This window comes from Mucilaginibacter celer (assembly GCF_003576455.2).
GTDB classification, from domain to species: domain Bacteria; phylum Bacteroidota; class Bacteroidia; order Sphingobacteriales; family Sphingobacteriaceae; genus Mucilaginibacter; species Mucilaginibacter celer.
Genome location: NZ_CP032869.1, coordinates 5,008,083 through 5,034,508, shown reverse-complemented (window position 1 = coordinate 5,034,508; position 26,426 = coordinate 5,008,083). Strand labels below are relative to the sequence as shown.

General features: G+C 43.2%; 26 protein-coding genes. 13 read left to right on the top strand and 13 right to left on the bottom strand.

From position 1 onward, the window contains the following. Positions 1–140: 140 nt before the first annotated feature. The 4 genes from HYN43_RS20635 (at position 141) to HYN43_RS20620 (ending at position 3,363) form a co-directional block, all read left to right on the top strand. Positions 141–1,112, top strand: coding sequence for a polyprenyl synthetase family protein (locus tag HYN43_RS20635; RefSeq protein ID WP_119411124.1), 972 nt, complete (start codon positions 141–143; stop codon positions 1,110–1,112). A gap of 67 nt (positions 1,113–1,179) precedes the next feature. Continuing rightward, positions 1,180–1,650: a group II truncated hemoglobin gene (locus HYN43_RS20630; protein WP_119411123.1), complete on the top strand. Its 471-nt coding sequence runs from the start codon at positions 1,180–1,182 to the stop codon at positions 1,648–1,650. A gap of 64 nt (positions 1,651–1,714) precedes the next feature. Then, positions 1,715–2,506, top strand: a complete 792-nt coding sequence (gene cdaA, locus HYN43_RS20625; protein ID WP_119411122.1) for a diadenylate cyclase CdaA — start codon at positions 1,715–1,717, stop codon at positions 2,504–2,506. Between the two features lie 32 nt (positions 2,507–2,538). Beyond that, complete coding sequence (locus tag HYN43_RS20620) at positions 2,539–3,363, top strand: sterol desaturase family protein (RefSeq protein ID WP_119411121.1); 825 nt, start codon at positions 2,539–2,541, stop codon at positions 3,361–3,363. On the opposite strand, the gene HYN43_RS20615 is transcribed toward HYN43_RS20620, so the two are convergent. Then, a complete protein-coding gene (locus HYN43_RS20615) occupies positions 3,360–3,734 on the bottom strand; it encodes a hypothetical protein (RefSeq protein ID WP_119411120.1) in 375 nt (124 codons plus the stop codon). The genes HYN43_RS20620 and HYN43_RS20615 overlap by 4 nt on opposite strands. A gap of 151 nt (positions 3,735–3,885) precedes the next feature. On the opposite strand from HYN43_RS20615, the gene frr reads away from it, so the two are divergent. Both frr and HYN43_RS20605 read left to right on the top strand, forming a co-directional pair. Continuing rightward, positions 3,886–4,449, top strand: coding sequence for a ribosome recycling factor (frr, locus tag HYN43_RS20610; protein ID WP_119411119.1), 564 nt, complete (start codon positions 3,886–3,888; stop codon positions 4,447–4,449). Between the two features lie 73 nt (positions 4,450–4,522). Further along, positions 4,523–6,289: an ABC transporter ATP-binding protein gene (locus HYN43_RS20605; RefSeq protein ID WP_119411118.1), complete on the top strand. Its 1,767-nt coding sequence runs from the start codon at positions 4,523–4,525 to the stop codon at positions 6,287–6,289. A 173-nt stretch (positions 6,290–6,462) separates the two neighbouring features. Here HYN43_RS20605 and HYN43_RS20600 read toward each other — a convergent pair whose 3' ends face one another. From HYN43_RS20600 to HYN43_RS20570, 7 genes are all read right to left on the bottom strand, one after another. Further along, a complete protein-coding gene (locus HYN43_RS20600) occupies positions 6,463–7,086 on the bottom strand; it encodes a biliverdin-producing heme oxygenase (protein ID WP_119411117.1) in 624 nt (207 codons plus the stop codon). A gap of 14 nt (positions 7,087–7,100) precedes the next feature. Continuing rightward, a complete protein-coding gene (locus tag HYN43_RS20595; RefSeq protein WP_119411116.1) occupies positions 7,101–7,472 on the bottom strand; it encodes a response regulator in 372 nt (123 codons plus the stop codon). After that, the gene (locus HYN43_RS20590) at positions 7,462–7,881 is read right to left on the bottom strand and encodes a response regulator (RefSeq protein ID WP_119411115.1); all 420 of its coding nucleotides are present in this window, start codon (positions 7,879–7,881) and stop codon (positions 7,462–7,464) included. Before HYN43_RS20590 ends, HYN43_RS20595 begins: the two co-directional genes overlap by 11 nt. Before the next feature lie 2 nt (positions 7,882–7,883). After that, entirely contained in the window at positions 7,884–10,106 is a 2,223-nt protein-coding gene (locus tag HYN43_RS20585) for an ATP-binding protein (RefSeq protein ID WP_119411114.1), read from the bottom strand. A 347-nt stretch (positions 10,107–10,453) separates the two neighbouring features. Then, the gene (locus HYN43_RS20580) at positions 10,454–11,185 is read right to left on the bottom strand and encodes a LytR/AlgR family response regulator transcription factor (protein ID WP_119411113.1); all 732 of its coding nucleotides are present in this window, start codon (positions 11,183–11,185) and stop codon (positions 10,454–10,456) included. A 56-nt stretch (positions 11,186–11,241) separates the two neighbouring features. Next, positions 11,242–12,576: a 3-keto-disaccharide hydrolase gene (locus HYN43_RS30470; protein ID WP_162996564.1), complete on the bottom strand. Its 1,335-nt coding sequence runs from the start codon at positions 12,574–12,576 to the stop codon at positions 11,242–11,244. Between the two features lie 18 nt (positions 12,577–12,594). Further along, positions 12,595–13,650: a sensor histidine kinase gene (locus HYN43_RS20570; protein ID WP_119411112.1), complete on the bottom strand. Its 1,056-nt coding sequence runs from the start codon at positions 13,648–13,650 to the stop codon at positions 12,595–12,597. 239 nt (positions 13,651–13,889) lie between these two features. Between HYN43_RS20570 and HYN43_RS20565 the strand changes: the two genes are divergently transcribed. Genes HYN43_RS20565 through HYN43_RS20555 form a run of 3 tightly spaced genes read left to right on the top strand, consistent with a single transcriptional unit; the run spans position 13,890 to position 15,799 of the window. After that, entirely contained in the window at positions 13,890–14,102 is a 213-nt protein-coding gene (locus HYN43_RS20565) for a hypothetical protein (RefSeq protein WP_109608976.1), read from the top strand. Beyond that, entirely contained in the window at positions 14,096–14,995 is a 900-nt protein-coding gene (locus HYN43_RS20560; protein ID WP_119411111.1) for an ABC transporter ATP-binding protein, read from the top strand. The genes HYN43_RS20565 and HYN43_RS20560 overlap by 7 nt, the downstream gene beginning before the upstream one ends. A gap of 3 nt (positions 14,996–14,998) precedes the next feature. Continuing rightward, the gene (locus HYN43_RS20555; protein WP_119411110.1) at positions 14,999–15,799 is read left to right on the top strand and encodes an ABC transporter permease; all 801 of its coding nucleotides are present in this window, start codon (positions 14,999–15,001) and stop codon (positions 15,797–15,799) included. A 58-nt stretch (positions 15,800–15,857) separates the two neighbouring features. On the opposite strand, the gene HYN43_RS20550 is transcribed toward HYN43_RS20555, so the two are convergent. Continuing rightward, positions 15,858–17,333 (bottom strand): rhomboid family intramembrane serine protease, encoded by a 1,476-nt coding sequence (locus HYN43_RS20550; protein ID WP_119411109.1) that lies wholly within the window; start codon positions 17,331–17,333, stop codon positions 15,858–15,860. 69 nt (positions 17,334–17,402) lie between these two features. Here HYN43_RS20550 and HYN43_RS30995 point away from each other — a divergent pair, with 69 nt between their 5' ends. Continuing rightward, positions 17,403–17,630: a PLDc N-terminal domain-containing protein gene (locus tag HYN43_RS30995; protein ID WP_119411108.1), complete on the top strand. Its 228-nt coding sequence runs from the start codon at positions 17,403–17,405 to the stop codon at positions 17,628–17,630. A gap of 34 nt (positions 17,631–17,664) precedes the next feature. After that, complete coding sequence (locus HYN43_RS20540) at positions 17,665–17,877, top strand: PLDc N-terminal domain-containing protein (protein WP_119411107.1); 213 nt, start codon at positions 17,665–17,667, stop codon at positions 17,875–17,877. Between the two features lie 9 nt (positions 17,878–17,886). Here HYN43_RS20540 and HYN43_RS20535 read toward each other — a convergent pair whose 3' ends face one another. From HYN43_RS20535 to HYN43_RS20525, 3 genes are all read right to left on the bottom strand, one after another. Further along, a complete protein-coding gene (locus HYN43_RS20535) occupies positions 17,887–18,438 on the bottom strand; it encodes a hypothetical protein (RefSeq protein ID WP_119411106.1) in 552 nt (183 codons plus the stop codon). Positions 18,439–18,452: 14 nt separating this feature from the next. Continuing rightward, on the bottom strand, positions 18,453–19,799 hold the full coding sequence (locus HYN43_RS20530; protein ID WP_205589795.1) for a M28 family peptidase: 1,347 nt from the start codon (positions 19,797–19,799) through the stop codon (positions 18,453–18,455). 95 nt (positions 19,800–19,894) lie between these two features. Then, positions 19,895–23,062, bottom strand: coding sequence for an ATP-dependent helicase (locus HYN43_RS20525; RefSeq protein WP_119411104.1), 3,168 nt, complete (start codon positions 23,060–23,062; stop codon positions 19,895–19,897). An 84-nt stretch (positions 23,063–23,146) separates the two neighbouring features. On the opposite strand from HYN43_RS20525, the gene HYN43_RS20520 reads away from it, so the two are divergent. Then, positions 23,147–23,713 carry a hypothetical protein gene (locus tag HYN43_RS20520; RefSeq protein ID WP_119411103.1) on the top strand — a complete coding sequence of 189 codons (567 nt, stop codon included), beginning with the start codon at positions 23,147–23,149 and terminating at the stop codon, positions 23,711–23,713. A gap of 50 nt (positions 23,714–23,763) precedes the next feature. Here HYN43_RS20520 and HYN43_RS20515 read toward each other — a convergent pair whose 3' ends face one another. After that, positions 23,764–25,473 carry a glycoside hydrolase family 3 protein gene (locus HYN43_RS20515; protein WP_119411310.1) on the bottom strand — a complete coding sequence of 570 codons (1,710 nt, stop codon included), beginning with the start codon at positions 25,471–25,473 and terminating at the stop codon, positions 23,764–23,766. A gap of 195 nt (positions 25,474–25,668) precedes the next feature. Between HYN43_RS20515 and HYN43_RS20510 the strand changes: the two genes are divergently transcribed. After that, positions 25,669–26,352 (top strand): porin family protein, encoded by a 684-nt coding sequence (locus HYN43_RS20510; RefSeq protein WP_119411102.1) that lies wholly within the window; start codon positions 25,669–25,671, stop codon positions 26,350–26,352. The last annotated feature ends 74 nt before the right edge of the window (positions 26,353–26,426 follow it).

Genomic DNA, 26,426 nt, shown 5'->3' with positions numbered 1-26,426 from the left:
TAGTATGACGGTTATTGTGGGCTTAGGTTTAATTTAGGTAAAAAATAGTTGGCTTTAATGCAGATAGATAATTTTAGCTTATGTTTGCCCCGTATCCGCTGCATAGCGGTAAGTTAACATAAAATCCTGTTTTGCTTGTAATGCTGAGCATCAACGATATTAAGAAACCTATTGCGGCCGATATTGATGTATTTGAGGAGAAGTTCAGGGCCTCAATGAAAAGTTCTGTTCCGCTGCTTGATCGTATTACCCACTATATTGTTAAGCGTAAGGGCAAACAAATCCGCCCGATGTTCGTGTTTTTTTCGGCGAGTATTTGCGGGGGTATTAATGAGGCCACCCATCGTGGTGCTGCATTGGTTGAGCTGTTGCATACCGCATCGTTGGTGCATGATGATGTGGTTGATAACTCGTATCAACGCCGCGGCTTTTTTTCGATCAATGCCTTGTGGAAAAACAAGATAGCGGTGTTGGTTGGCGATTATCTGCTGTCAAAAGGGCTGCTGCTTTCTATCGATCATAATGATTTTCAGTTGTTGCGCATTGTATCAGACGCCGTAAAGCAAATGAGCGAAGGCGAGCTGATGCAGATAGAGAAAGTGCGCCGGATGGATATTGGCGAGCCTGTTTATTACGAGGTGATCAGGCAAAAAACAGCATCGCTCATTGCATCGTGCTGTGCCTGCGGGGCGGCATCGGCAGGGGCAGGTGATGAGGTGGTTGAAAAAATGCGCCTTTTTGGCGAGAAGATTGGTATCGCCTTCCAGATTAAGGATGATATGTTTGATTTTGGCACCGATGATGTAGGCAAACCCCTCGGCATCGATATCAAAGAAAAAAAAGTGACCCTGCCGCTTATTTATGCCCTGGCCAACTGCTCATCAACCGATAAAAAAAGGATCATTAACCTGGTGAAGAACCATAACGACGATCCTAAAAAAATAGCCGAAATTATCCGTTTTGTTAAAGAAACCGGCGGCCTGCAATATGCCGAAACCCAGATGAAGCGTTTCCAGGATGAGGCTTTTGAAATCCTCAACACTTTTGCCGACAGTGAATCGCGCCGTGGCCTGGAGCAGTTGGTGCGTTTCACTACCGAACGAAATAAGTAAATAATCATCTTCCGGATACCTTTTTTTAATGAGCTCTGGCTACCTTTATCGTAACCAATACCACGTTATGGCAGCTACTATCCCTACACTTTTTGAATGGGCAGGCGGCACACCTGCTTTCGAAAACCTGTTCAACCAATTTTATGATAAGGTTTTGGCCGATGAACTGTTGGAGCCCGTGTTTAAGCATATGTCGCCGCAACACCGGATGCACGTAGCTCATTTTGTGGCCGAGGTACTTGGCGGACCAAAAACCTACAGCGAAAGCGAAGGCAGCCACTATGCCATGATCAACAAGCATCTGCAAAAGTATTTAACCGAAACACATCGTAAACGCTGGATTGAATTGTTGCTGCAAACTGCGGATGAATTGTTATTGCCCGATGATCCTGAATTCAGATCGGCATTTGTGGCTTACCTTGAATGGGGAACCCGGATAGCCGTACTTAACTCCCAAACCGACAGTACCACCGAAGCGCCCGACACGCCAATGCCGCAATGGGGCTGGGGCGTGCCTGGCGGGCCGTACATTCCCTGAGGAGATAAAGCCACTTCAAGGCTGCTTATTTGATATGTTCGGTTAAACTTTACTAACTTCGTAAATGCAGACGTTACAATCCTTGTTCCCCAAAATAGGTTTCTTTTCTATCCTTGATGTTTTGCTGGTTGCCCTGATCATTTACCAGTTATACAACCTGATAAGGGGTACCATAGCCGCCAATATTTTTATAGGTTTTGCTGTGATTTTCGCGCTCAATTTTGTGGTAAAGGCCCTGGACATGAAACTGCTTACCATCATATTGGGCAAGTTTGTTGATGTAGGGATCATTGCCATTATTGTTGTTTTTCAGCAGGAGGTGAGGAGATTTTTGCTGTTGGTAGGTAAAAATGCTTCGCTGCAGCGCAACAAGGCCTGGTGGAAATACTTTTTTGGCCGCGAAGAAGTTGAGAAAAATAATTATGCCCGTATCAAGCCCATTATTGACGCCTGCAAAAGCCTTAAGCAAACCCGTACCGGAGCACTTATTGTGTTTGCCAAATATTACGATGAGCAGTTTTATCAAAACAGCTGCGAAATTGTGGAAGCTAAAATTTCCAAGCGACTGCTGGAAAGTATTTTTCAGAAAACCAGTCCGCTGCATGATGGGGCGGTAGTGATTTCTGAAAACAAAATTAAATCGGCCAGCTGTATTTTGCCGCTTACCGAAAAAACAGATCTGCCGGCGCAGTTTGGTTTACGCCATAGGGCGGGGATAGGGGTGACGGAGGCTAACGAAGCTACGGCCATTATCGTTTCTGAAGAAACAGGTGAGATTTCATACGCCAAGCAGGGCCGTGTTAAAATGAATATCAGCTTTGCCGAGCTGGAGAAGGTTTTGAATAAGGATTTTTAAGAAGATTAACAGGGGCACTATCATCTAAACAGATGTTATTACAAATCTCCATCGATAAACTCATAGAAACCGCCCGGGTTCTGCTCTCCATAGCCGGACGTTACCTTGTATTTGCCGGTTTATTCTATTTGTTTTTTTATGTGTGGAGAAAGAAAGCATACTGGCAGGCCAAAATTCAGCAGCGCTACCCCGAAAATAAACACATCCTTAGGGAAATAGCTTATTCGTTTATTACCATACTGATATTTGGTGCGGTGATCATGCTGGTGATCTATGCAAGTAAAAAGGGTTTAACGAAGATCTACCCCAATATCAGCGATCATGGTTACCCATATTACATCTTCAGTATTGTATTGATGATATTAGTGCATGATACCTATTTTTATTGGACGCACCGGGCTATGCATTGGAAGCCCCTCTTTAGGCTGATGCATAAAACGCACCACCTGTCAACCAACCCTACTCCTTTTGCCGCTTATGCCTTTCACCCCTTAGAGGCTATTATAGAAATTGGCATTGTGCCGCTTATCGCTTTTACCATCCCATATCATGGAACAGCCTTAACCATTTTTTCGTTGTACTCTTTGTTGCTTAACGTTACAGGGCATTTAGGCTACGAGCTTTTTCCGAAAGGTTTTGCAAGCCATAAGCTGTTTAAATGGCATAACACCTCAACCCACCATAACATGCATCACCGGCTGGTGAAATGTAATTACGGTTTATACTTTAACATCTGGGACAGGCTGATGGGCACCAACCATCCCAACTATGAAAAAAGTTTTGAGCAGGTGGCTGCGAGGCGGAGCAAATCACAAACTGCGCAACCGGTAATTGAGCAGGAAGCTATTGGTAGTTAAGGCGTAGTTTTCTCTATAACCACCGTAGTATCTTTATCGGTTAATCCTAACTTTTTTATCAGCATCTGATATTTCATTCCTGGTTCGTCTGTTTTAACTATTGGCATCCGGTCGTTTGAGTAGGTTTTAACTACCGGCATTTTGTATACGGTTACACTGCTCGTAATCTCTTTGGTGTTTAATGTTGCGCCATTAAGGTTGTTTGATAATCCTTTTTGTGGTAATACCGGGATAAATCGGGATAAACTGGTATCAACCGATTTTAGCTTCAAAAATTGATCGAAAGGTGAGGCTGGAACCTTTTTAAGATTTTGCGCTTTTAGCTGGGCGGTAGCTGCTACCAATATGATAAATAATAAGGTTTTTTTCATGGCTATAACGTTTTATACGAAGATAGTTAACCTGTAATAATATATAAATGTTAAATAATGTTATTTATTGTTAAACGGTTTTTAATTGTTAAGGATTACCCCGGCCATAAAATGATAGATTTTGTTACTTTTGTTGAAAATTTAAAAACCGATGAGCGAACTCATTAAAAAACAAGTGAACGATGCAAAGGCCCTGATGGAAAAGGCCATTGACCATGCAGATAGCGAATTGAATAAAATACGTGCAGGTAAGGCAAGCCCTTCATTACTTGACGATATCAGGGTTGATTACTATGGTACCTCAACACCGCTAAGCCAGATTGGCAGTGTTAACACCCCTGATGCCCGTACCATTGTTGTTCAGCCATGGGAAAAATCATTGCTAAACCCTATCGAAAAAGCTATTAAAGAAGCCAACCTTGGTGTTAATCCGCAAAACGACGGTATCATCATCCGCATCAATGTACCGCCGCTTACCGAAGAGCGCCGTCGCGACCTGGTTAAAAAAGCCAAAGGCGAAGCCGAAACAGGTAAAGTAGCTATCCGTAACATCCGTAAAGATGCCAACGAAAAGATCAAAAAGTTAAAAACAGAAGGTGTTTCTGAAGATGAAATAAAAACAGGCGAAGCTGAGATCCAAAAACTTACCGATGCTTACATAGCCAAAGTTGATGTATTATCAGAAGCTAAAGAAAAAGATATCATGACGGTTTAATATTAACCTTATGTCAAATTAAAAGGGAATGAGCTACTTAGCCATTCCCTTTTTTTATGTTTGCTGCCGAAACATGGATTTATTACTTTCTTATTTAAAAAAGCATCGCATGGTTGTGGTGCTGGCCCTGGTGCTGGCTGCTTTTAATATTGGGTTTTCATTGCTCGATCCGCTTATAACGGGTCATATTATGGATACCTACATTGTGCCGAAAGACAAGCTGGTACATACTTTCGATTATCGCTTTTACGGCTCGCTGGGCATGATAGGTCTTGCCATAGGCGCGGCAATGGTATCGCGTATAGCCAAAAACTTCCAGGATTATTTTACTAATATCATCACTCAAAAGGTTGGTGCCGAAATGTATGCCGATGGCCTGCGCCATTCGCTCGAGTTGCCTTACCAGGTATTTGAAGATCAGCGAAGCGGCGAAACCCTGGGGATACTGCAAAAAGTGCGTACCGATTGTGAAAAGTTTATCACCTCATTTATCGGGGTGCTATTTGTGAGTTTGGTAGGGATGGTTTTTGTTATTGTTTACTCGTCAACAGTAAGCTATAAGGTTACATTGGTTTATTTTGGAGCTATACCCATTATCACCTTTGTAAGTATGACCCTGAGTAAAAGGATCAAAACAATTCAAAAAAATATTGTATCGCAAACCACTGCCCTTGCCGGTTCAACTACCGAGTCGTTAAGGAATATCGAGCTGGTGAAAAGCCTTGGCCTGGCCAAACAGGAAATTGAAAGGCTCAATAACACCACTTATAAAATCCTCGACCTCGAACTAAAAAAAGTGAAATACGTGCGAAGCATGAGCTTTGTGCAGGGTACCACCGTAAACCTGGTAAGAAGTATTATGGTGGTGATACTGCTGGTACTTATTTTTAAGGGAACACTTACGCCCGGCGATTATCTGAAATTTTTATTCTACTCGTTTTTCCTGTTTAACCCATTGCAGGAGTTGGGCACCGTTATCCAATCATGGCGTGAGGCCGAGGTTTCGTTGGGTAATTTTAAAGGGATCCTGAATACGCCGATTGATAAAAAGCCCGAAAAACCGGTGTTGCTTGAAAAGGTAAATACTTTAACATTCAGCGATGTTACCTTTAAGCATTTAACGGCTAATCGTAACGCGCTTAACCATATCAATTTCGAAACCCAATCGGGCGAGACCATTGCGTTTGTTGGCCCTTCAGGCTCTGGTAAAACAACATTGGTGAAATTGCTGGTGGGTTTATATCAGCCGTTACAGGGCGATATTTTATATAACGGTACATTAAGCAAAGAAATTGACCTCGATCAGCTGCGCGAAAAAATAGGTTTTGTAACCCAGGATACGCAGCTGTTTTCGGGCACTATCCGCGAAAACCTGCAGTTTGTGCGCCCCGGTGCTACCGACGAAGAATGTATGGATGTATTACAGCGGGCCGCCTGCCAAACCCTGCTGGCCCGTGCCGATAAGGGTTTAAGTACCGTAATTGGCGAAGGCGGCGTAAAGGTATCCGGCGGAGAAAAGCAGCGTCTTTCTATAGCCCGTGCATTATTACGTCGTCCGGATATTCTGGTGTTTGACGAGGCTACCTCATCGCTTGATTCGATCACCGAAGAGGAGATCACCGAAACTATTCGTGAGGTATCCGAAACAGAAAATCATATTACCATATTGATAGCTCACCGCTTATCAACCATTATGCATGCCGATAGCATTTACGTGTTGGAAAAAGGCCGCATTATTGAATCGGGCAAACATGCTGATCTCATCGCTCAAAAAGGTTTGTATTATGCCATGTGGAGGCAACAGATAGGGGAGAAGGATACAGCGGATGCGTTGGATTGATATTATATACCAACAATAAAGGCGATGTGAAAACATCGCCTTTATTGTTCTATTCTAACGTCATTGCGAGGAACGAAGCAATCGCACGGAGGCAGAGCGGCTAAGCAGATTCGCCCTGTATGGTTCGCGATTGCTTCGTTCCTCGCAATGACGGCTAAAAGATATAACTGTTCCTAAAATCCAACCGGCGGAGGTGGCACCAAAGTAACCGTAACTGTTTTAACCGCTACCTTATTGCTTGTCATCCGCTCAAATAACCTTACCGCACTATCAATAGCAGTTTGATGTTCCGTTTCCGGTATCTCATTAAGCACTTCCAAAAACTGTTTCCATTTAGCGCCGAGTTGATCGCCATATACCTGGTAATAATGATAATTCAGATTGCGGGGTACAAGGTGCTCATTGGTCTTTAGTCGCTTTACGATCACATTGCCGCCAAGCGTAGCACCTTCTAAAACATACATGGCGCCTAATATCGCCGCGTCGCTGCTCAAATCGATGTAGTTGGGAGGCGGCCCTTCGATATCCGGGCTCATATTCGTATTAATCTCCTCAAGATCTTTTAACAACGCCGGTAGCTTAATACGATTGGTTATATCAAGTTTTTGCTGCAATGCGTTGCTCAATCCCCCAAATAAAAAGCCTTCCGCAGCCAGGTGTATGCCGTAGTTTAAATGCAGTATGATCAGATACTGCTCAAACGTAAGCGAACCATCCATTATTTGCCCAACAAACATGTTTTGTTCCAACTGGTTGTGCAGGCTGGTAGTAGCTTGTTTTATTTTTTCATGAAGCATAGAAGCGATCTTTTTTATGCTGCTAATATAGCATCAACGCATTTATAAAGATCATCAAGCGCAAAAGGTTTTGCTAAATAAGCCGTGGCATTAATGTGCTGAGCGATCCGTGTAATATCGTCATGGCCTGAAAACAGTACAAAAGGTATAGTTCTATGGTCATCAACCAAATGTATTTCGGCAATAATTTCTTTGGCTTCTTTTTGGCCTATGTAGTTATCAAGCATAATCAGATCCGGGCTAAAACTTTCTACATGATCTGAGATATCATAGCCATCCATTTTAATAGCAACATCATATTTATCGCCCAAAGCAATTTCCATGATATCGGCTATATCCGGATCATCCTCGATAACTAATATTTTTTTGAGTGTTTTAATTGACATTTAAATTTTTGGTGAACCAGAAGTTGTACAATGATTCAACACAATTCACCAGGTTTAAATAGCCTGCCGGCTTGGTTAAATAGGCGTTTGCACCAAATTCAAGCGAGGCTTTAACATCTTTAGGATTATCTGAAGTTGAAAAGAACACCACCGGTACATATTTTAAAAAAGGTATTTCTCTGATACGTTTAACAAGGTCGAGCCCCGATAAACCAGGCAAATTAAGATCAAGCAATATTAACTTAGGCTTAACACGGGCATCGGTAAGTTGTTTTAATTGTTCGAGCGCATCTTTTCCGTTGTCGATGATTTTTACGGTTAACCCATCTTTCACCTCCTTTACAGCATGCTGCATTATAAATGCAAAATCTTCGTCGTCTTCTACGTAAAATATATCGGGTGAACTCACAACTAACTTATTTTAAATGATATGTAAAAAACTGTGCCAATTCCTAACTTACTTTCAAACCATATACGCGCGTTGTGTTTTTCAACAATACGCTTTACGATTGCCAGGCCTACACCGGTGCCTTCAAATTCCAATGCGTTATCCATACGTTTAAATAATTCAAATACCCGGTTATAGTAATTTACATCAATACCAACACCATTGTCTGATACGGAATAAACCACTTCATTGTTCCGTGTTTCGCCTTGTACTGATACTTTTGACGGATTGGATTTGGACGAATATTTAACCGCGTTATTAATGAGGTTGGTAAAAACCTGGGTTATCATCACGCTATCACCGTTAATGGATGGTGTTTCGCCAATGGTAAATTCAATATTTTCGGGGTTAAGGGCTGATAGCACCTCCCGTTTTATCTCTTTCAGTAATAAGCCCATATTAATAGGCAGCAGTTCAATTTCGGCACGGCCAACACGCGAGTAATGCAATATCTCTTTGATAAGCATGTGCATTTTGTCGGTGCCTTTTATAATCCGGTCAAGCATTTTCTTTGCCGAATCATCCAGGCTTTTATTGGTGGCTAAAAGCAGTTCCGAATAGCTTTTTATGGATGATAAGGGTGTACGCAAATCGTGCGATATGGTATAGCTGAAAGTGTCCAATTCATCATAAGCCAATTGTAACCGCTCGTTAAGAATCCTGATCTCGTTGGCTTTGCGGTTTATTGCGTAGATAATATCCTCCCTAACTTTCAGTACCGCGGTTATCTCATCGGTTTTCCATTTTTCGGAGGTGAACTTTACAATTTCAGTCCAGCTCTCAAATGATTTGCGGGGCGATAATTGCAGCATGCCATCCGCCGTCTCTTCAACCGGTTTTTCAGGATTTCCCGCCCAGTTGATGGACGTAACTTGCTCGGGTTTAAACCAGATGATCATTTCTCCAAGCTCTTTTGATAACGAGCAGGCTAAAATACCGCTTGCTACATCGCTATATTGCTGCGCGGCAGTGAATATGGCCGGGAAACGATGTGTGCTGTACACAGTATCTACCATATTGGTTTTAAGCCAATCGGCAATTTCGGCAATTTGGTCGGTGGTTGGGGTTTGGCCAATGGTGTTGATGTCGCCATCGTATATCAGTGCTACGCCCGAAGCCGTAGTTACATCTTTAAGGGTAATTTTATTACGTGTGAGCGCGAAAGTAAAGTCCGAATCTTTTTTTATGTAATCGGCGATAGCGTTGGCTGCTTCGGTAAGTTCATGCAGTTTTGCGTTATCTTCCTCATCCTGCCTGTATTCGAGTGCCGATGAAAGGATGTGGCCAATGAGCTTAGAAGCGTCCCTGGATTTGTAATCAATAAACCTCGGCGAATAGTTATGGCAGGCTACGAGGCCCCACAATTCGCCATGGGCTATAAGCGAAATACTGAAACTCGACTCAACGCCCATATTTTTTAAATACTGGATATGGATGGGTGATACCGCCCTTAATCCGGAATGGGTAAGATCAAGCGGCGTTGCCTGATCTTGATAAGTGATAATAGCCGAGCTTTCTGAATTAACATCGGCAATAATACGGGTAAGATTGATCTTATAAAGTTCGCGTGCCTGTTTAGGTATGTCCGATGCCGGGTAATGTAAACCTAAAAAAGGCTCCAGGTTGTCATTTTTCACCTCGGCGGTTACCTCGCCGTGTCCGTCCTCATTAAATTTATAGATCATCACCCTATCATAATTGATGATCTTTTTTATTTCGAAAGCCGCGTTTTGCAGCAAGATATTCAGGTTTTTACCACTTAAAATTTCAGATACCGAACGGCCTATGATTTTCTGGATGTCATACCCAAGGTCTGATTCGGTTGGTTCAAATTCCAGTACCAGGTCGTTTACCGAATGGCTGATAATGAGGTTATAGCTGGTTCCTTTAACATCAATGGCCAGCGGGTTAATAGTATCTGAAGTTTTGGTTACTTTGGCCAGGTTAAGCAACTGCTGTAGCGAGGCGATATCGCCCGAAATTTCCAGCTGCTGTTCGAAATCCGCTATGTTTTTACCAAGCAGGCCGGTTGCCTCAAGACCGGTAAAGGCTTCTACGTTTTTGCTTACGTATGAGATATTATAGCTTTTACTGTTTACGGCAATCAGGAAGCCGTGCGATTGGATTTTTCCGGGGATGTGGATGGGTTCTCTGTCACAATTGGTCAGGTCTACCTGGTACGTCATAACTTGTTTTATAGGATGAACGGTGCGTAAATTACAAAAAATATACTTCTATGAAATATATTGTTTAAATAGGTAAGTTGTGAAAAAGTTTTAGGTGGATGTAAAATAGCAGCCACCGGGTTGTTCAAAGTAGGCGTTAATACAGTTTGTCATCCTTCGTTCCTACCCATGACATAATTAAAAAAGTTTGTCATCCTGAGCGGTAGCGAAGGATCTTCTACAACAAGCATAGCGGCTACACAGGGCGAAGAAGATGCTTCGTTCCTCAGCATTGTAAAGGTGAAAATGTTATATCCCTTCAGATGCCGCGGCTTTTAGACAACAAAGGATTAATTCACAAAAGCAACCTATATATTCTTATTCTCAATCATCCTGAAAAACTCATCCCTGTAAGTATCACCCACCGGGATGATCTTATCACCTATCTGGATGCGGCTCCGCTCGATGCTGTCAATTTTGTTAAGCGCTACAATGTATGATTTATGTACGCGTACAAAATGTTTTTCGGGCAGGGCATCTTCCATTTTTTTCATGCCTTGCAGGGTAATGATACGCTCGGTTGAGGTAAATATGGAGATGTAATCCTTCAAGCCCTCAATAAACACAATATCGTGCAGGTATACTTTCTGAATTTTATGCTCGGTTTTAACAAAAATAAAATCTGTCGAAAAATCATCCTGTTGCACGGGCTCGGCCTGTACTACCACCGGTTTGGTGGCTACCGGCTGAATGATGGACTGCGCTTTTTGTACCGATTTAAAAAACCGGTCGAATGCGATGGGTTTCAGCAGGTAATCTACCACATCAAGTTCGTAACCTTCTAAGGCGTATTGCGGGTAGGCGGTGGTTAAAATTACTTTGGCCTTGCCGTTGGCTATTTTCAGGAATTGGATGCCGGTAAGTTCGGGCATTTGCACGTCGAGGAAAACCAGGTCGGCTTCGGCGGCCTGCACCATGGTTAGGGCTTCGATAGGGTTGGTTGTGGCTTTAACCAATTGCAAAAAAGGCATTTTGGATATATAATCTTCCAGAATGTGCAGCGCCAAAGGCTCATCGTCAACTACCAAACATCTTATCATAGCGTAAAAATAATGTAATAATGGTTTAAATTAAATATTCTGATTTCTTAAAAGTATCATAACGGCGTCAACTCGATTGATTTGTACCAAATTTCGGCTCCTTCCGATTGCAGCAGGATACGCCCATGTGAAAGCGAGGCTATGCCCCAGTTTACCAGGTGCCCGTTTACGTAATGCTCAATCTGATTGCCGCTGCAAATAATTTCGATGGTATTCCATTCGCCGCACGGGTTTTCGAAATTGGCGGTGCGATAAACCCGCTGCTGATCCCACTCGATGGCTGATTTATTGGGCGTAACCACGCTGGTGTGCTGTACGCACCAAATATCGCCGCAATCACCTTCCTGTATCTGGCATTCAATTGATCGAGGCCAAACCACGTCTTTATCACTTTCTCCAAAATGATATAAAATACCGGCATCGCGCGCCCCTTTTTCGCGGGGATGATATTGTTTGGTGCCCCATTTAAATACTACCTTAAGGTAATAGTTATCGTACGATTTCTGAGTGGCCATATAGCCAAAGTATTTGCCCATAACATGCACCATGCCATTTTCGATGGCGAAGTTATGGTGTACATCATTGTCCTTGCCCAAGGTATCCAGGTAAGTATACCAGCCTTTTTTATCCTTACCGTTGAGTAGTTTTTGAACGCCCAGCTCCCTGATCCAGATATTGCGAAACGATACCGGGAACTCATGCTCCTGCAACAACAAAGGCAGTGCGAAGGCATGTTTTTGATATTTAGGCTGCCCAACGTGGGCTACTGTACCTTTAATAGCCACATGGTTTTGTACCAGCACTCCATTGTGCAATACTGTAATATAAGCCGGTGTTTTAACCGAACTATCTATATTGAAACGGGGGGCGGTGTAAATGATATCATATTTTTGCCAGGCGCCGGGTTTAAGCGAGGCATTAACCTGGGGTACATATTGTTTGTATATAGAACCTGCCTGCCCGTTTGAGTAGGTGCGGTTTTTATAACTGTCCAGTATCTGAAGTTCGTACCGGCTTTGCATAATTACGCCGCTGTTACCGCGTTCCTGGCCTTCGCCTTTCACAATGGCGGGTGTGCGCCATTCAATGTGCAGCTGGCAATCGGCAAAGTTTTGTTTGGTGATGATGGAGCCGCTGCCGGGTTTAACGGTTACAATGCCGTCTTTAACAGTCCAGCTGGGTTTGTTGCCTTTTTGATCGGTCCATTTATCAAGGTTTTTGCCATCAAACAGAATAATAGCATCCGACGGAGGTTTGTTCCCTGTGCCAGGTAACACAACTTCGGGCTCCGGATCCCAAACTTCGGTGGCTTTAGGGTCGGTTTGTGCCGAGGTTGTTAAGCCGGATGCAGCTAACAGCAGGGCGGGAAGCAAGTTTTTCAGATAGCTCATGGTTATCATCGGTTAGTTTTATAAATCTATCGATAATTCACAAGTGTAGGTGTTTTCTTCATCGCGGATATTTAATTTATATCTATCGGGATAAAGCAGATTAAGGCGGCGCTGTACATTGATGAGGCCTATGCCACCCACCGCATCGCGGTTAAGGGTGTGTTTTTTGTTCTGGATATAGAAATGTAGTTTACCATCGGCCACATTAATAAGCAGCTTTATGGGTGAGGTGATATCATTGGCCACGCCATGCTTAAAAGCGTTTTCGATAAAGGCGATCAATAAAAGTGGTTCGATTTTTTGGTTGGTGATATTGCCATCCACCTTAAAATCAATAAAAGCTTTGGCCCCGAAGCGGATTTTTTGAAGGTCGATATAGTTTTGCAGGTATTGGAGTTCTTTGCTCAGATCAACCTTGGTGTCGTTACATTCATACAGCATGTACCGCATAATTTCGGACAGCTTTAAAATAGCCTCGGGTGTAGTTTCCGAGCGCTGATAGGCCAGCGAATAAATGCTGTTAAGCGAGTTAAATAAAAAGTGCGGGTTGATCTGCGATTTCAGAAAAGCCAGTTCGGCACTGAGGCGCTGGTTTTCCAGGTCGCGCTGGATGCGCTCGTTCAAAAACCAATCGGTACTGAATTTTAGGGCGGTGCTCAGAAATACAAAGATGAGGCTGGTGAAAATACTGCTGTAAAAATAGGTGGCAAAGCTTATAACATGCCCCTTTTGATGCACCAGCACAATATCTTTAAAAATTAAGCCTACGCCGTATTTAAAAAAGCCGTATGCTATAATACTTATCAATACAATGCCGGCATAAAGCCAGTAGCGTTTTTTATTTAAAAAGTTGGGGATAAAAACCAGGTAATTAAGATAAAACAGGCTGATATTGATAACCGGGTAAAGCAAAAAGATCACTGTCAGCTCCTTGCTGGTTAGTTGCGCATCGTTAATCCTCGCCAAAAAAACAAAAAAAGATATGATGGCCATCCAAAAAAACAGGTGCCAGAATATGATCCAGGCTGTTTTAATGCCGCTTTTATGTTTCTGTAATGGTAATGTAGCCTCCATTATCTGCTAAAATAAAACCCTTTTGTTGATAGGGCATGGCATCTAATTTAGTGTTTTGACAATGATATCGGCCTTATATTTATATATAGCACCCCATTTTTTCGATGAACTGGCTTTTATTATCGATGAACGGGTTAAAAGGTGTATAAAAGCGTTCATCTATAAACAAAGTGAGTTGGTCTAAATGATTTTAGCAGGATATTTTTTAGATGTTCCTTTGTTGTATAAAATCACTCACAATGAAAACGCTTATCAAAAACTCAAACCCTTTTATCATGTTATTGATCCCGGTAATGTTTGCCCTTATATTAGGTGTAAGCTACCAGTTTGAGCAAAAACACGAGTCGGCCGAAATTGGCCGTACGGCAGTACATGCTACCTCGTTGTTCCACAAAGGTTTTGTATTGGTTAAAAACGTTTGCTCGGTAGCAAAAAGCAATAACATATGGTAATCAGCACCGAAGGGCTTTCCTTCACCTTTGGCAAGCAGCAGGTTGTAAAATCATTAGCGCTGCAGGTACCGGAAGGAAGTATATATGGTTTTCTTGGGCCTAACGGCGCCGGGAAAACCACTACCATCAAACTCCTCCTAAACCTTTTAAAGCCCGATGCGGGCGATATTCACATTTTTGGGCAGGATATTAAAACCCGTCGCATCCAGATCCTTAAACAAATAGGTTCGCTTATTGAGCAGCCTGCCATATACCAGCATCTTACCGGTAAGGAAAATTTGCTAAACAGGGCTTTATTGCTGCAGGTACCCGATACACGTGTTGATGACATGCTGGCGCTGGTGCAATTAAGCAATGCCGCCAACAAAAAGGCGGGGCAGTATTCATTAGGGATGAAGCAACGCCTGGGCATAGCGCTTGCCCTGCTGCCCGACCCTAAACTGTTAATTTTAGACGAGCCAACCAACGGCCTGGACCCGAATGGCATTATCGAAATTCGCGAGTTATTGAAGAAACTGGTCGCCGAACATGGCAAAACCGTTTTTATCTCCAGCCATCTGCTGGGCGAAATTGAACGTATGGCTACCCATGTTGGCATTATTAACGGCGGGGCCATGCTTTTTCAGGGCAGCATTGCCGATTTGCAGGCTATCAGCAAACCATTGGTGCGCATTGAGGCAGCCAATACGGTAGATGCCGCCAACCTGCTTACCCGTAACAACTATGATGTTACTGAAGTAAACGACGAAAATTTATTTGTACCCTACATCTCCAAACAGCAAATGGGCGATATAAACGCCCTGCTTAATAAAAACAACCAGGTAGTTTACAGTATTGTTAAACAGCAAAAAGACCTGGAGAAATTATTTTTAGATATTACCCAAAAAGCCTGAGCCATGAAGGGATTTATACTTGCATTCCGTTCCGAATTTTATAAAAGCCGTAAAACGCTGGGCTTTTGGGCTTCTGTTTTGTTGCCGCTTCTTATTAACAGTTTAATATTTGCCGGCTTTTACAGCCGAAGCGCCACCCTGGCTTCAATGCCTCCAATGGTATTGTGGCTTCAGTTTGCGGGCGCTATATTGGGTATTATGGGTTCGTTACTGCTGCCCATGTATATTATTTTTATAGCCTATTCGGTAAACAGCGTTGAACATAAAGCCGATACCTGGAAAACTTTGTTTACGTTGCCCATAGCCCGGTGGTATGTTTATGCAGCCAAGTATGTATACGCTATATTTTTGGTATTTGTATGTTTAGCCCTTTTTGTACTGTTTACCATTGGTTTTGGCGATTTACTGAGCGTTGTGAAACCCGAACTGCGGTTTGACAATTTCCACATGGAAAAAGAACTGGTGCAGATTTATTTCAAGCTGTTCCTTTCGGCATCAGGCATCCTGGCCATTCAGTTTTTGCTCAGCCTGCTTTGGTCTGACTTTTTGAAGCCGATGGGCATAGGTTTTGTTTGCACCATTGCGGGTGTTATCCTCGCTTCAAAAGGCTGGGAATACGCCTATGCTTTTCCATACTCGCACCCAATGGTGGCTATCACTACCATGATGCGGCGCGATAAAGCCAATCCGGCTAACCAGTTGGCTATTGATATTTTTACCAAAGATGTTTTTGTAAGCCTGGCTGTGGCGGTTGTAGTTTTTGTAGCCGGATATTTCATTGTGCAGCGCAAAAGTGTGAAGTAGTTTTTAGTGATTAGAGGTTGGTGGTTAGAGATTAGGAATTGCCGCACTTTGGGTATTGTCAATTAAAATTTTTAAGGTCATCAAGAATGCGGGAAATTTCCTGGTTAAGCGAATCGATTGAAGCTTGCGCAACAGGTTGTTTCCCTTCTATTTGTTTGTAGTAAAGGTTATAGCTTTCAATCCGCAGGTCACAATAATGCTTTAAAAATTTGTTACGATCTTTGATAACATCGGGCAGGTTAAGAGAATCAACCGAGTTGAGGAGCTTAATATTTTCATTCCAGTAATACAAACCGCGATCTTTGAGTTCGGAAAGTAAAACCTCTTTGTCGGTATCCTTTGGCATACTCAACACCTCAAGAGCCATCGATTCCTTTATCGAAAAATCTTTCATCCTGGCTTCATAGATAGCTGCTACGTTGGGGATTTTCAGATAGGCTACCGCACTGCCCCCCAATATAAATACCGCGATAAACATAGTAACTATTAGTTCAAGTCCCTTTTTTTGCGGCTGAACCAGGCTTGGATAATAAAGGTAACCAATGGCAAAGCCGCTAAGCAATCCTCCGACGTGTGCGGCATTATCCACCCCTGCTTTTGTGCCGCCCATCAGGTTATAGGCCACAAACACGCTTATGCTCACCAACAGCTGCTTACGCACCGATTTTTCAATTACATTGGTGGTAAGCAATGAAAGGAAAACACCATACATACCAAATATAGCCCCCGAAGCCCCTGCGCTAACCTGGAAAGGATGAACCCCAATGCTGGTGATGCTGGCTACCAGCCCCGTAAGCAGGTATGCAACGGCAAATTTGAATTTATTTAACACCGGCTCGAGCAAAATACCTACGTAGATGAGGGCGTACATATTCATCAGGATATGGAAAATACCGATATGAAGAAAAGTACTGCTAATCAGCCGCCACCATTGATGGTTGAGGGTTAAAGGGCCGAAATCGGCACCCCAGTTCATCAGATCAGTTGTTGTGGGCTCGAAGACAGAAACACCGCAAATCACCATAATAATAAAAACGGCAAGATTAAGATTAACAATAACGGGTGTTACAAAATAACCTTTTTGCGGAATGAAGAAGCCAAAAAAACTCAACAGGTTTTGTTTTGCAGTTGGTGGCGGTGCATTTAAAACGTCATCTTCGGCCGATTCAAATACTGGTGCCAGTGCAGCCAGCTTTTCTGCCAGTTGTTCGTCTGTTATGGTTGCTTTAAATTGCCCGAACGTTTCAATGTAACTATCTACGTTTTTCTGGTTTAATTTTGACCAGTCGCTTAATTTGCCATCGGCATTTTTACTTGTAATTGTTGCGGTATGATCGCTAATTACCAAACGAAAGTCCTGCATGGGGGTAAATAAGCCGCCGCCAATCATTGCTATGAAGCCGTTTTTGCCGTTGTAAATAATATTCCACTGAAGGTGTTTCGCTGTCTCGAGCGCTATTACAAGATATTCTTCCGGATCGGTGTTTTCCAGGCTGATCTCTTTACCAAATGAAGGAGTAAATTTAAATGCCATAAAGTTTAGGACGTTTTTGCCGGCTAAAGATCACAATAAATATGCTATCTTGGCACTAAAACCTTTATCATGAATAATTTTCTTTTAAATATTAATCCCGCCACAGGCCTTATCGTCTGGTCTTCATTGTCTTTAATCAGTGTTTTGTTGGTGATAGGATGTATTATAAATATCATTACTTCGAGGTTTAGTAATGTCGCAGTTAAGATCAGCTGGATAGCTGTTGTATTGATGCTACCTTTGTTAGGCGCCCTGATTTATCTGCTTAAAGCCCCCGCCACAAAATTGCAGGCCTGATCATCCTGAATACATTATAACATAAACCCTTATCATGAATAAACTCCTTTTCCTTAACATCGGCGTACCTGAGTTATTTTTAGCATTGTTATATCCAATAATGGTTATTTATTGCCTTATTGATATTATCCGGTCAACTTTTAAAGATCCTACCAACAAAATTATATGGATAATTGTGGTTATACTGATGCCTTGCCTGGGGTCTGTGCTCTATCTGGTTATCGGGCGGGGTAGTAAGATTGGTTAAACCCGGAGATCAATCAAGTTTTGTAGTGTATAGGCGATTATTGCTTTGGTGTATTAAAAGATACGCCACAAACAAAAAGGTAAGATAAATTATGGCCTGGATAGCATACTCAGAATATGACGGTTTAAGCTCAGTATGCCATGCCTGATAAGCTATTAACACCTGTTTTACAAAGTATAACGCTATCCAGATTCCTACTATTACTATTGAAGAGATGAGTGATCTGCGGAGCTTTCTGATCCAAAGGATTTGCGGCAGTATCATGAAGCTTAAAACTCCCGTAAGCCAGATATAAAGCCAAAAGGGACCTGCAAGTCTGTTACTGAACGAGAACTGCAGGTATTCACTTTGGGAGTAATACGCCATGAACAATTCGCTCAGTAAGCTTATTGTGAAAAGTATTGAACCCAATAAAAGGATACTGTTTACAGCATAGATCAAGGCTTGCCTGTTAATATCAGCTAATTGTATTTTTAAAGCATTAAGTATAACAAGGCAGGGTACCAAAACCTCCGTCCCGTTAAATATGGAAGCGTATATTAGTGATATGGTATAGTTCATTTGTTGTTAAACATCTATCTCACCGGTTTAGGAAACACCGGCAAGCTTTCATGCCCCTCCGCATCTACCGATTGCACCGCAAAGAAATAATTATCCTTCGAATAATTTAAGGTAGCAGTAGTATCGGTAAAATAAAATTTCTTCTCCCAGTACGGGCTGATGGTTTCGCGCATCAATACATAATATCCAGCCGGTTTTTTGCCCGCTGCCGGCGCTTCCCATTTTAGTTTGGTTTTATTGGTGAGATCGCTGGTAATAACGCCAACGTTTTGTGGTTGGGCAGGAGCTGAGGCGAGGTTAGCCAAAACCGATAGGTTCATGCGGGCTACTTTCTGCACATAATTAAAATCAACAAAGTCGGGCAGGTCGCCGTATTCAATGCCGTTTTCGGTGCGTATGTTTTGGTGCTGGCGGTTAAAATTTTCGTTCATTTCGGTAATGCGCACGGCGGTAAAGCCTTGTTCTAAAAATGGCAGGTGATCGCCGCCGCGTAAATAGCGGTCGCGGCGATAGATGAGTTTCACATCCAGTTGATCAACATAACGCTCGCCTATCTCTTTGGTATACCGGGCAAGCTGGCGCGAGGGGCTGTCATTTTCGCCACCTAATGATTTTAAAGCAGCCACCTGTTTATCGGTAGCCGCGGTAGGTACGCCATCGCTAAAAATACGTACGCTGCGGTTATCCTTTAAATCAGTTTCCATGCCGTAGGTATTGCCAACAATATCATTATTCAGCATAGCATCCACATTCCAGTTTTCGGCTTTGGCACGTTTTGCCACATTGGCCGATCCGTATAAGCCCTGTTCTTCGCCAACAACCGTCATGAAAATAATGGTTGCCGGGAATGATCTTTTGGCCATCACCCTGGCCAGTTCCATCGAGAGGGCAGTACCAGAGGCATCGTCATTGGCTCCCGGCTCAAAACCGTTGACATCCATCACATCATTGATCCGCGAATCGTAATGGCCCGATACCAGGTACACCCGGGTATCATTCGGGTCGGTACCTTTTAATATAGCCAGCACGTTTTTCAGTTTGATGGGTTTATCAACGCGCTGGCTTTTAGGCTGTGTGAAGGTATCAAACTGAACGGTCATCTTCCCGTTTGATTCTGCCGCGTATTTCTCCATTTCGGCCTTGATCCAGTTACGCGCCGCGCCGCTGCCGGTGTTTTTGCTGGTTGTATCGCTAAGCGTATGCCTGCTTTTAAAGCTTACCAGTTTGCGGATGGTGGCTTCGATATTTTTGGAGGATACCTCATCAACCATTTGTTTGATGCCTGCATCCTGTTTTATGATGGTTTGGGCGGTGGCGGGCAAGGTGAAGAGGAGGAGGATGAATGGGAGGATGTGTTTCATGTGGATGATGTATTTTTGTTTTTTTGATGTAGAGTTGTGCGTGTTCGCTTGTTCTGCGGGAGACGCAATTATGCGTCTCTACAAAAAAGAAAAGGCTATTCCTCCTCCTCCGCCACAATCCCCAAAATCTCATCGGCCTGCTTAAAATTGCTTTTCACAAAATGGCACCAGTCGCATTCTTTTTTGCCGCAGCCGGTGTTAAAGTTGTGGGCCATGATTTGGGCGTAGGTATCTTTAATTTGCCCGGTTACTGTTTCTACATCCTCGGGTGTTATCACAAATTTTTCGCGGTAGTATTTACCTTCGCCATCGGGTTCAACAAAATCAAATACAGTGCTGATCACCTGCCAGTCGGTTTGGCGGTCGTGGTCAATTAATATCTTGTAAAAAACTGCCTGTCGCCAGTAATCGCCGCCGTTAGGCAAATCGGTGGTTGGGCGCATCAGTTTTTCTTTTGCATTTTTTACTTTACCGGTTTTATAATCAACTACCGTGGCTTGTTTACCTTCAAATTCAATTTTATCCATGTTACCTTTAATAGGCACACCGGCTACTTCAATGTTTTTGATAGATCGCTCGGTAACGGCTATCTTATTCCAATGCGGTACGTTTTGTTCATAATACGGCGGTAGGATCTTTTCGCCATAGGCCGAGCGTAATTTAAACTCATCCTTGGTGAACGAATCGCGGTTGCGGGCCATGTACCACCTAAACTCGCGCATAAAGTTTTCGGTACTCAAAAACTCGTTGTCATTATCCTTTAACTGCCTGTAAGTTTTATTCAAAGCCCAGTGCACAGCCTGCCCAAAAGTAGCCGACGGACTTTTGCCTGCCGGTACCCTGATCAAACACTGGAAATAAAACCGCAAAGGGCAATCAAGGTAATTGCTGAGGTGGGTAACCGATAAGGTATAATTTTGCAGGAGTTGATTGATGTAATTTTTGTCGAGCAGTTCGACTTTGGGCTTATCATCTTCATGATATTGCGTTAGTTCAAAATCAATCATGTCGTGCTCAGGCACCTTAGGGTATTGAACCTGCAGGCTGGTACTGGCCAGAATCTCGCCAACAAACTGGCTTGCCTCCTGGTCTTTACCCTTTTTATCTTTACTTGCGTATGATATCACCAGGTGTTGTTTGGCTCGGGTTATGGCAACATAAAACAGGCGGCGGGCTTCTTCTTTCTGGGCAATATCATCGTTTGAAGCCTGGGTAAGCGTATCCGGATAGCTGAAACCGCTGTTGCGGCCCTTGCTGTCCCAGGTACGTTTATCACAACCTATAAAAAATACATGCTCAAACTCCAGGCCTTTTGAGCCGTGTGCGGTAAGGAAGTTAACCCCGTTTTCCGAAAAAATGGTTTGGTTCAGCTCCAGCCGGATAACGTGTTTCTTCATCATCTCGATGGTAGCTATCAGATCGGCCAGGCTGATATCTGGTTTTTTGCGGCTTTCATCTTTTAAAAAGTCGAAAAAGCTGGTAAGCATCTGCATGTAACTGCCTTTATCCTCCTGCTGCATAATGTATTTGAGGATGCCCATTTTGGCTATCACTTTTTCAAACAGCTTTTGCAGGGTTTCGCTTACCGCAATTTTTAGCAGATCATCAATGTTGCGGATCAGGTACCTCATCGCCTCCTGCTGATCTGGCTTAAAAAGATCGATCTGGGCGGGAGGTTTCAGCTCGTTAACATATCTGCGGATAGATGTTTTAGGCTGATTATAAGCAAGCGTACCAAAGTTTTCTTTAAACACCGCCACACTTGCTTTAGCTATTTCGATAGGAGGGATGTTGAAGAAATCGTAGTGCATAATCTCAAACAACAGCTCATCACCACTGTACGGCGAGTCGAGCTCCATAGCAAGGTAGCGCAGGATGTTGATGATCTTTTCGCCGAATGGATCCATCAATACATCAATTTTACGCTTGGTATTTACCTGGATCTTTTGCACGTTCAGAAACCTGATCATCTCTTCTACCTGGGCATGGTTGCGGTAAATAACCGCTATCTCGCCCGGTGGTACGCCACCGGCTACCAGTTTTTTAATCTGCAGGGATACGTCCACCAGTTCTTTATCAGGGTTTTCGTACTCGCGGATCAATGGCTCAACCAACAGATCATTAAAACGCGGATGCGACGATTTTAAAGCTTTATCTAAATTAAGCTGGCTGGTTAACCGTTCAAAATTGTTATAGATCAACGCTTTGGAAATATCAAGGATCTGCTGGTTGGAGCGATAGTTATGTTTTAGCACTACGGTATACAGGCTCTCCACATAGTCATTAGCAAAATCGAGGATGTTTTTCATGTTGGCACCCTGAAACTTGAAGATCGACTGATCATCGTCACCCACCACAAAAACGTTGGGGGTATCCCAGTAGTTCAGCAAAAAGCGCAGTAATTCATTTTGCGATCCGCTGGTATCCTGAAATTCATCAACCAAAATATACTGATAGCGCTCCTGGTATTTGCGCAATATCTCTTCATTATCGCGGAAAGCACGCAGCACCCAGATAATCATATCATCATAATCATACCGGCCGCGGGCTTTCATTTTTTCGGTATAGTTTTGGTACTCACCTACGGCGGCCAGCAGCTTTTTCATCACATCGTGCGCTGCATCGATATCTTTTTGTTTCGGATCGCCTACTTTAATACCTGCTTTGGCGTTGGCGCGTTTATAAATAAATTCTTCACGGTTGGGCAGGTCTTCCAGGTAATCGTTTACAGCCTGTTCAATCATGTTTGCATCCCAGTTTTCGCGCTTCATGGTGCTAAACAGAGTTTTGAGACGAGGCACATCATAATAGATATCGCCGGTAAAACGCTTCAGCAAATGATCGTTCGGGAACTCGTCAACCAATTCGCGAAAAAGCATGGCCGATTCCAGATCAGATAATGATTCGAGGTTCAGCTTGCCAAAATACTCCAGGTTTTCCTGGATAATTTCGTTGCAAAAAGCATGGAAAGTATAGATATTAATACGGTAAGCATCAGGGCCTATAAATTCAAACAAACGTTTACGCATGGCTACAGCGCCGGCATCGGTATAGGTTAAGCACAGGATCTCGTTGGGCGAGGCGTCGGTATCAGTAAGGATCTTACCTATCCGGGCTGCAAGGATTTGCGTTTTCCCCGTACCTGGTCCGGCCACCACTAATACTGGGCCATCCATTTTGTTAACTGCTGCCATTTGCTCGGGGTTTAATCCGGCAAGTGCTTCCTTAAACTTGTTGTTATATTTATTGAATGTAGATTGCATAATATTTTAGTAAAGATAAAAAAGGTTACCACGACATTTGCAGGCGGCTTAATAAATATGATATTTATCCCATCATATTAAACCATGGAAAAACCTTATCAAGGCAGAACAATAGTTGAAGATAATGTAGAATTTATTACTATCACCATCCCCGGAAAACGCGATTTCCTTTCTGTTTCCTGGTTTTTTGTGTGGATGATAGCCTGGGGATTTATCGGATCGGCAGCTATTTCAGATGTTGTTGATCCAATAACACATAGCATACGGGGCGGAATGGTTTTTTGGATAACCGGTTGGGCATTTATGGGTTTAATGAATATTAAAAATGCAATCTGGTTAATTTGGGGCCGCGAAATAATAGAGATAGACAAAAACACATTCGGCATCGCAAAGAAAAACGATTTTCTTAGCCGCGACAAAGTTTATGACCTTAAGGAATGCGAAAATTTCCGGATAAGAGATAAATATTCAGCTGCCGACAGGAAATACTGGTCGATATTTTACTACAGGAACGATGATCCCGGAAATATTGCATTCGATTACGGGATGAAAACTTTTAGCTTTGGCGAAGACCTGCGCGAAGCCGAATCCCGATACATACTTGATACGATAAAAGAAAAGGGCTTTATCCCCGAAAGACATTTTGATTGAGTTTCCTCTTTAAAAAGCTAACCTCTAATCTCAAACCTCTGATCACTAAACTACAACCCCATCCCTGTAGTAAAAAAAGTATTTATAGTTACCGGCAATTTCCCTGCAGGTTTCAAACCCCCGCTCAGTGCTTTAGCCGCCGATTTTTGCAGTTCAGGTGTCATCTGGTAGCAAACCATCAGGTTGCCAGCTTTCTCGAGCCCCGGCAAACCAGCAATGGCATAGGCATTGGCAAATACGCTGAATGCAGTGTTTTTGCGCGAGGCCAGATCGGCTATCATCAATTTTACATCACTATTGTAATCCAGTTTGCTTTGCGGGCGCAGGCGGGTATCATGTATTCCTACTATAATTTGCGGGTATTGCTTAAGCCATGCAAGGATATTGCTAAGCTCAATAGCCGGAGCGTCTTTATTAACGATAAAGATGCGGCTGTTAGGGAAATATCTAACCGCCTCCATCTGGAACGGAGTAGGCGAGGTTACGCCAATACTCACGACGGCGGTTTTTAAAAACGGGTTGAGTTTTGTAGTGTTTTTTAGCTGGGTTACCGCGGCATCGCTTAATTGTTGTACCAAAGCTTTGGCGGCATCGCTGTTAATATCCTGGCTCAGGTTGGCAAGCGGGGTTGGTTTGTACTGATTAAGGCCGGCCCAGTATTTAGCCGCCAGGATCTTTTTAATGCGCTCTTCAAATTCGGCCGCGCTAACGCTGCCATGCCTTACCGCTTTACGGATCAGGTTAATGGCGCGATCAGAATTTTCGGACAGTTCAATAATATCATTGCCTGCAATAAATGCCTTTACATCGGCTTCGCCGTTAGGGAAGTATTTGGTAACTCCCTTCATCTCCATCGCATCCGAAAGTACCAGGCCTTTAAATTTTAACGAATCTTTTAAAACACCTGTAATAATGGGGCGCGACAGGGTAGAGGGCAGTTTGGGCGTTTTATCAAGCGATGGGATATTCATGTGCGCTATCATCACCCCGCTGATGCCGGCATTTATAGCCTCGCGAAAAGGATACATCTCCAGCGAATCCAACCGGCCCCGGCCGTAAGGCAGCAAAGGCAAATCAAAATGCGAATCGACATTAGTATCGCCGTGGCCCGGAAAATGTTTGGCCGATGTGAGCAGGCCGGCATCCTGCATACCTTTAAAATAAGCTATACCTTTTTTTGCCACGTTGTACATATTATCGCCAAACGAGCGGTAGTTGATAACCGGGTTGTTGGGGTTATTGTTCACATCCATATCGGGGCCAAGGTTCATTTGCATGCCCAGGCGCTTAAAATCATAGGCTACCTGCTGGCCCATTTTATAAATGAGGTTATTATCCTGTATAGCCCCTAAAGTCATTTGGTACGGATATGATATCGTCGAATCGAGGCGCATGCCCAGTCCCCATTCGCCATCCATGGTTATTATTAATGGCACTTTGGCCAGTTTTTGATATTTATTGATGAGGTTGGCCTGCCTAACCGGTCCGCCCTGAAAAAAAACAACGCCGCCCAGTTGCTGATCTTTAATTACCTGTCCTACCGAATCGGCATAGGCCTGCCCTTTGTTGGTATGTGCCCGCACAAAAAGCAATTGTGCCACCCGCTGCTTACGGCTCATTTTGTTATAGACCGAATCGACCCAGCGGTTTTGTTTGCTCAACGATTGAATATAACTTTCCTTTTGCGCAAAGGCATCACCGGCAAAAAAAACGAATATGATAATTATAAGATGTGAAAAGCGGGATTTGTTGCGTTGCATAGGCCAAATGTAGCGTAATTCTGAATTTTTGATGAAAATGATGTTGTAACTATTACAAAAATTAAACCGCAAATAAACCTTCGTGTTATTTAGTAATCTATCACGTTTATAAACATACATACACGTAACTACCATTGGCAGCTGATAATATGATGCCGGCCAATAGTTACCACACTATTAAAAACAGATAAAACGATGAAAAAATTACTCTTTTTGGCAATATGCCTTTTTACCGTAGCAGGTTCGGTGAGCGCACAGGGATATTATGGTCCGCGTTATCGCCGCCGTCCGCCCCGCCCCGTTGAACGCCGCCAGCCGCAACGCCGTTATGATGATTTTTATACGCCCAAAGTAGGTGTTGCCGTAGGTTTAAATGCATCAAACACGGTTGATGCTTACAACAGTAATTACAGTTCGAGCGGGATTGCAGGCTGGCATGCGGGTTTAACATTTGATGTGCCGATTATTTATCCGTTATCATTTGCACCCGAAGTTTTATTTTCGCAAAAAGGCTACGAAGCCAACGGGCCCGATTACAAGTTCACCCAACGCACCAATTATATTGATGTGCCCTTGCTGGCTAAATTTAGGGTGGTGCGCGGCTTTAACCTGTTGATTGGTCCGCAGCTTACGTTTTTAACATCAACCAAAAACACTTACGAGTCTGGTTTAGGTGTTCAAATCGATCATATCGATAACGATGCTTCGCATAGCTATGTAGCCGGCGTTGTGGGTGTAAGCGTTGATATTAACCGTAATGTTGAAATCAGGGGGCGATATAATATTGACCTGGGCGAGAACCAGCCCTATGCCGATCAAAACCTGCCCAGCTATCGCAACCAGGTTTGGCAAATTGGTTTAGGATTTAAGTTTCAGTAAGTAATATGTTTGTCTGAAACCGGGATTTGGGAGGATTGTCTGAACCGGAATTTGGGGGAATTATTTAAATTTTT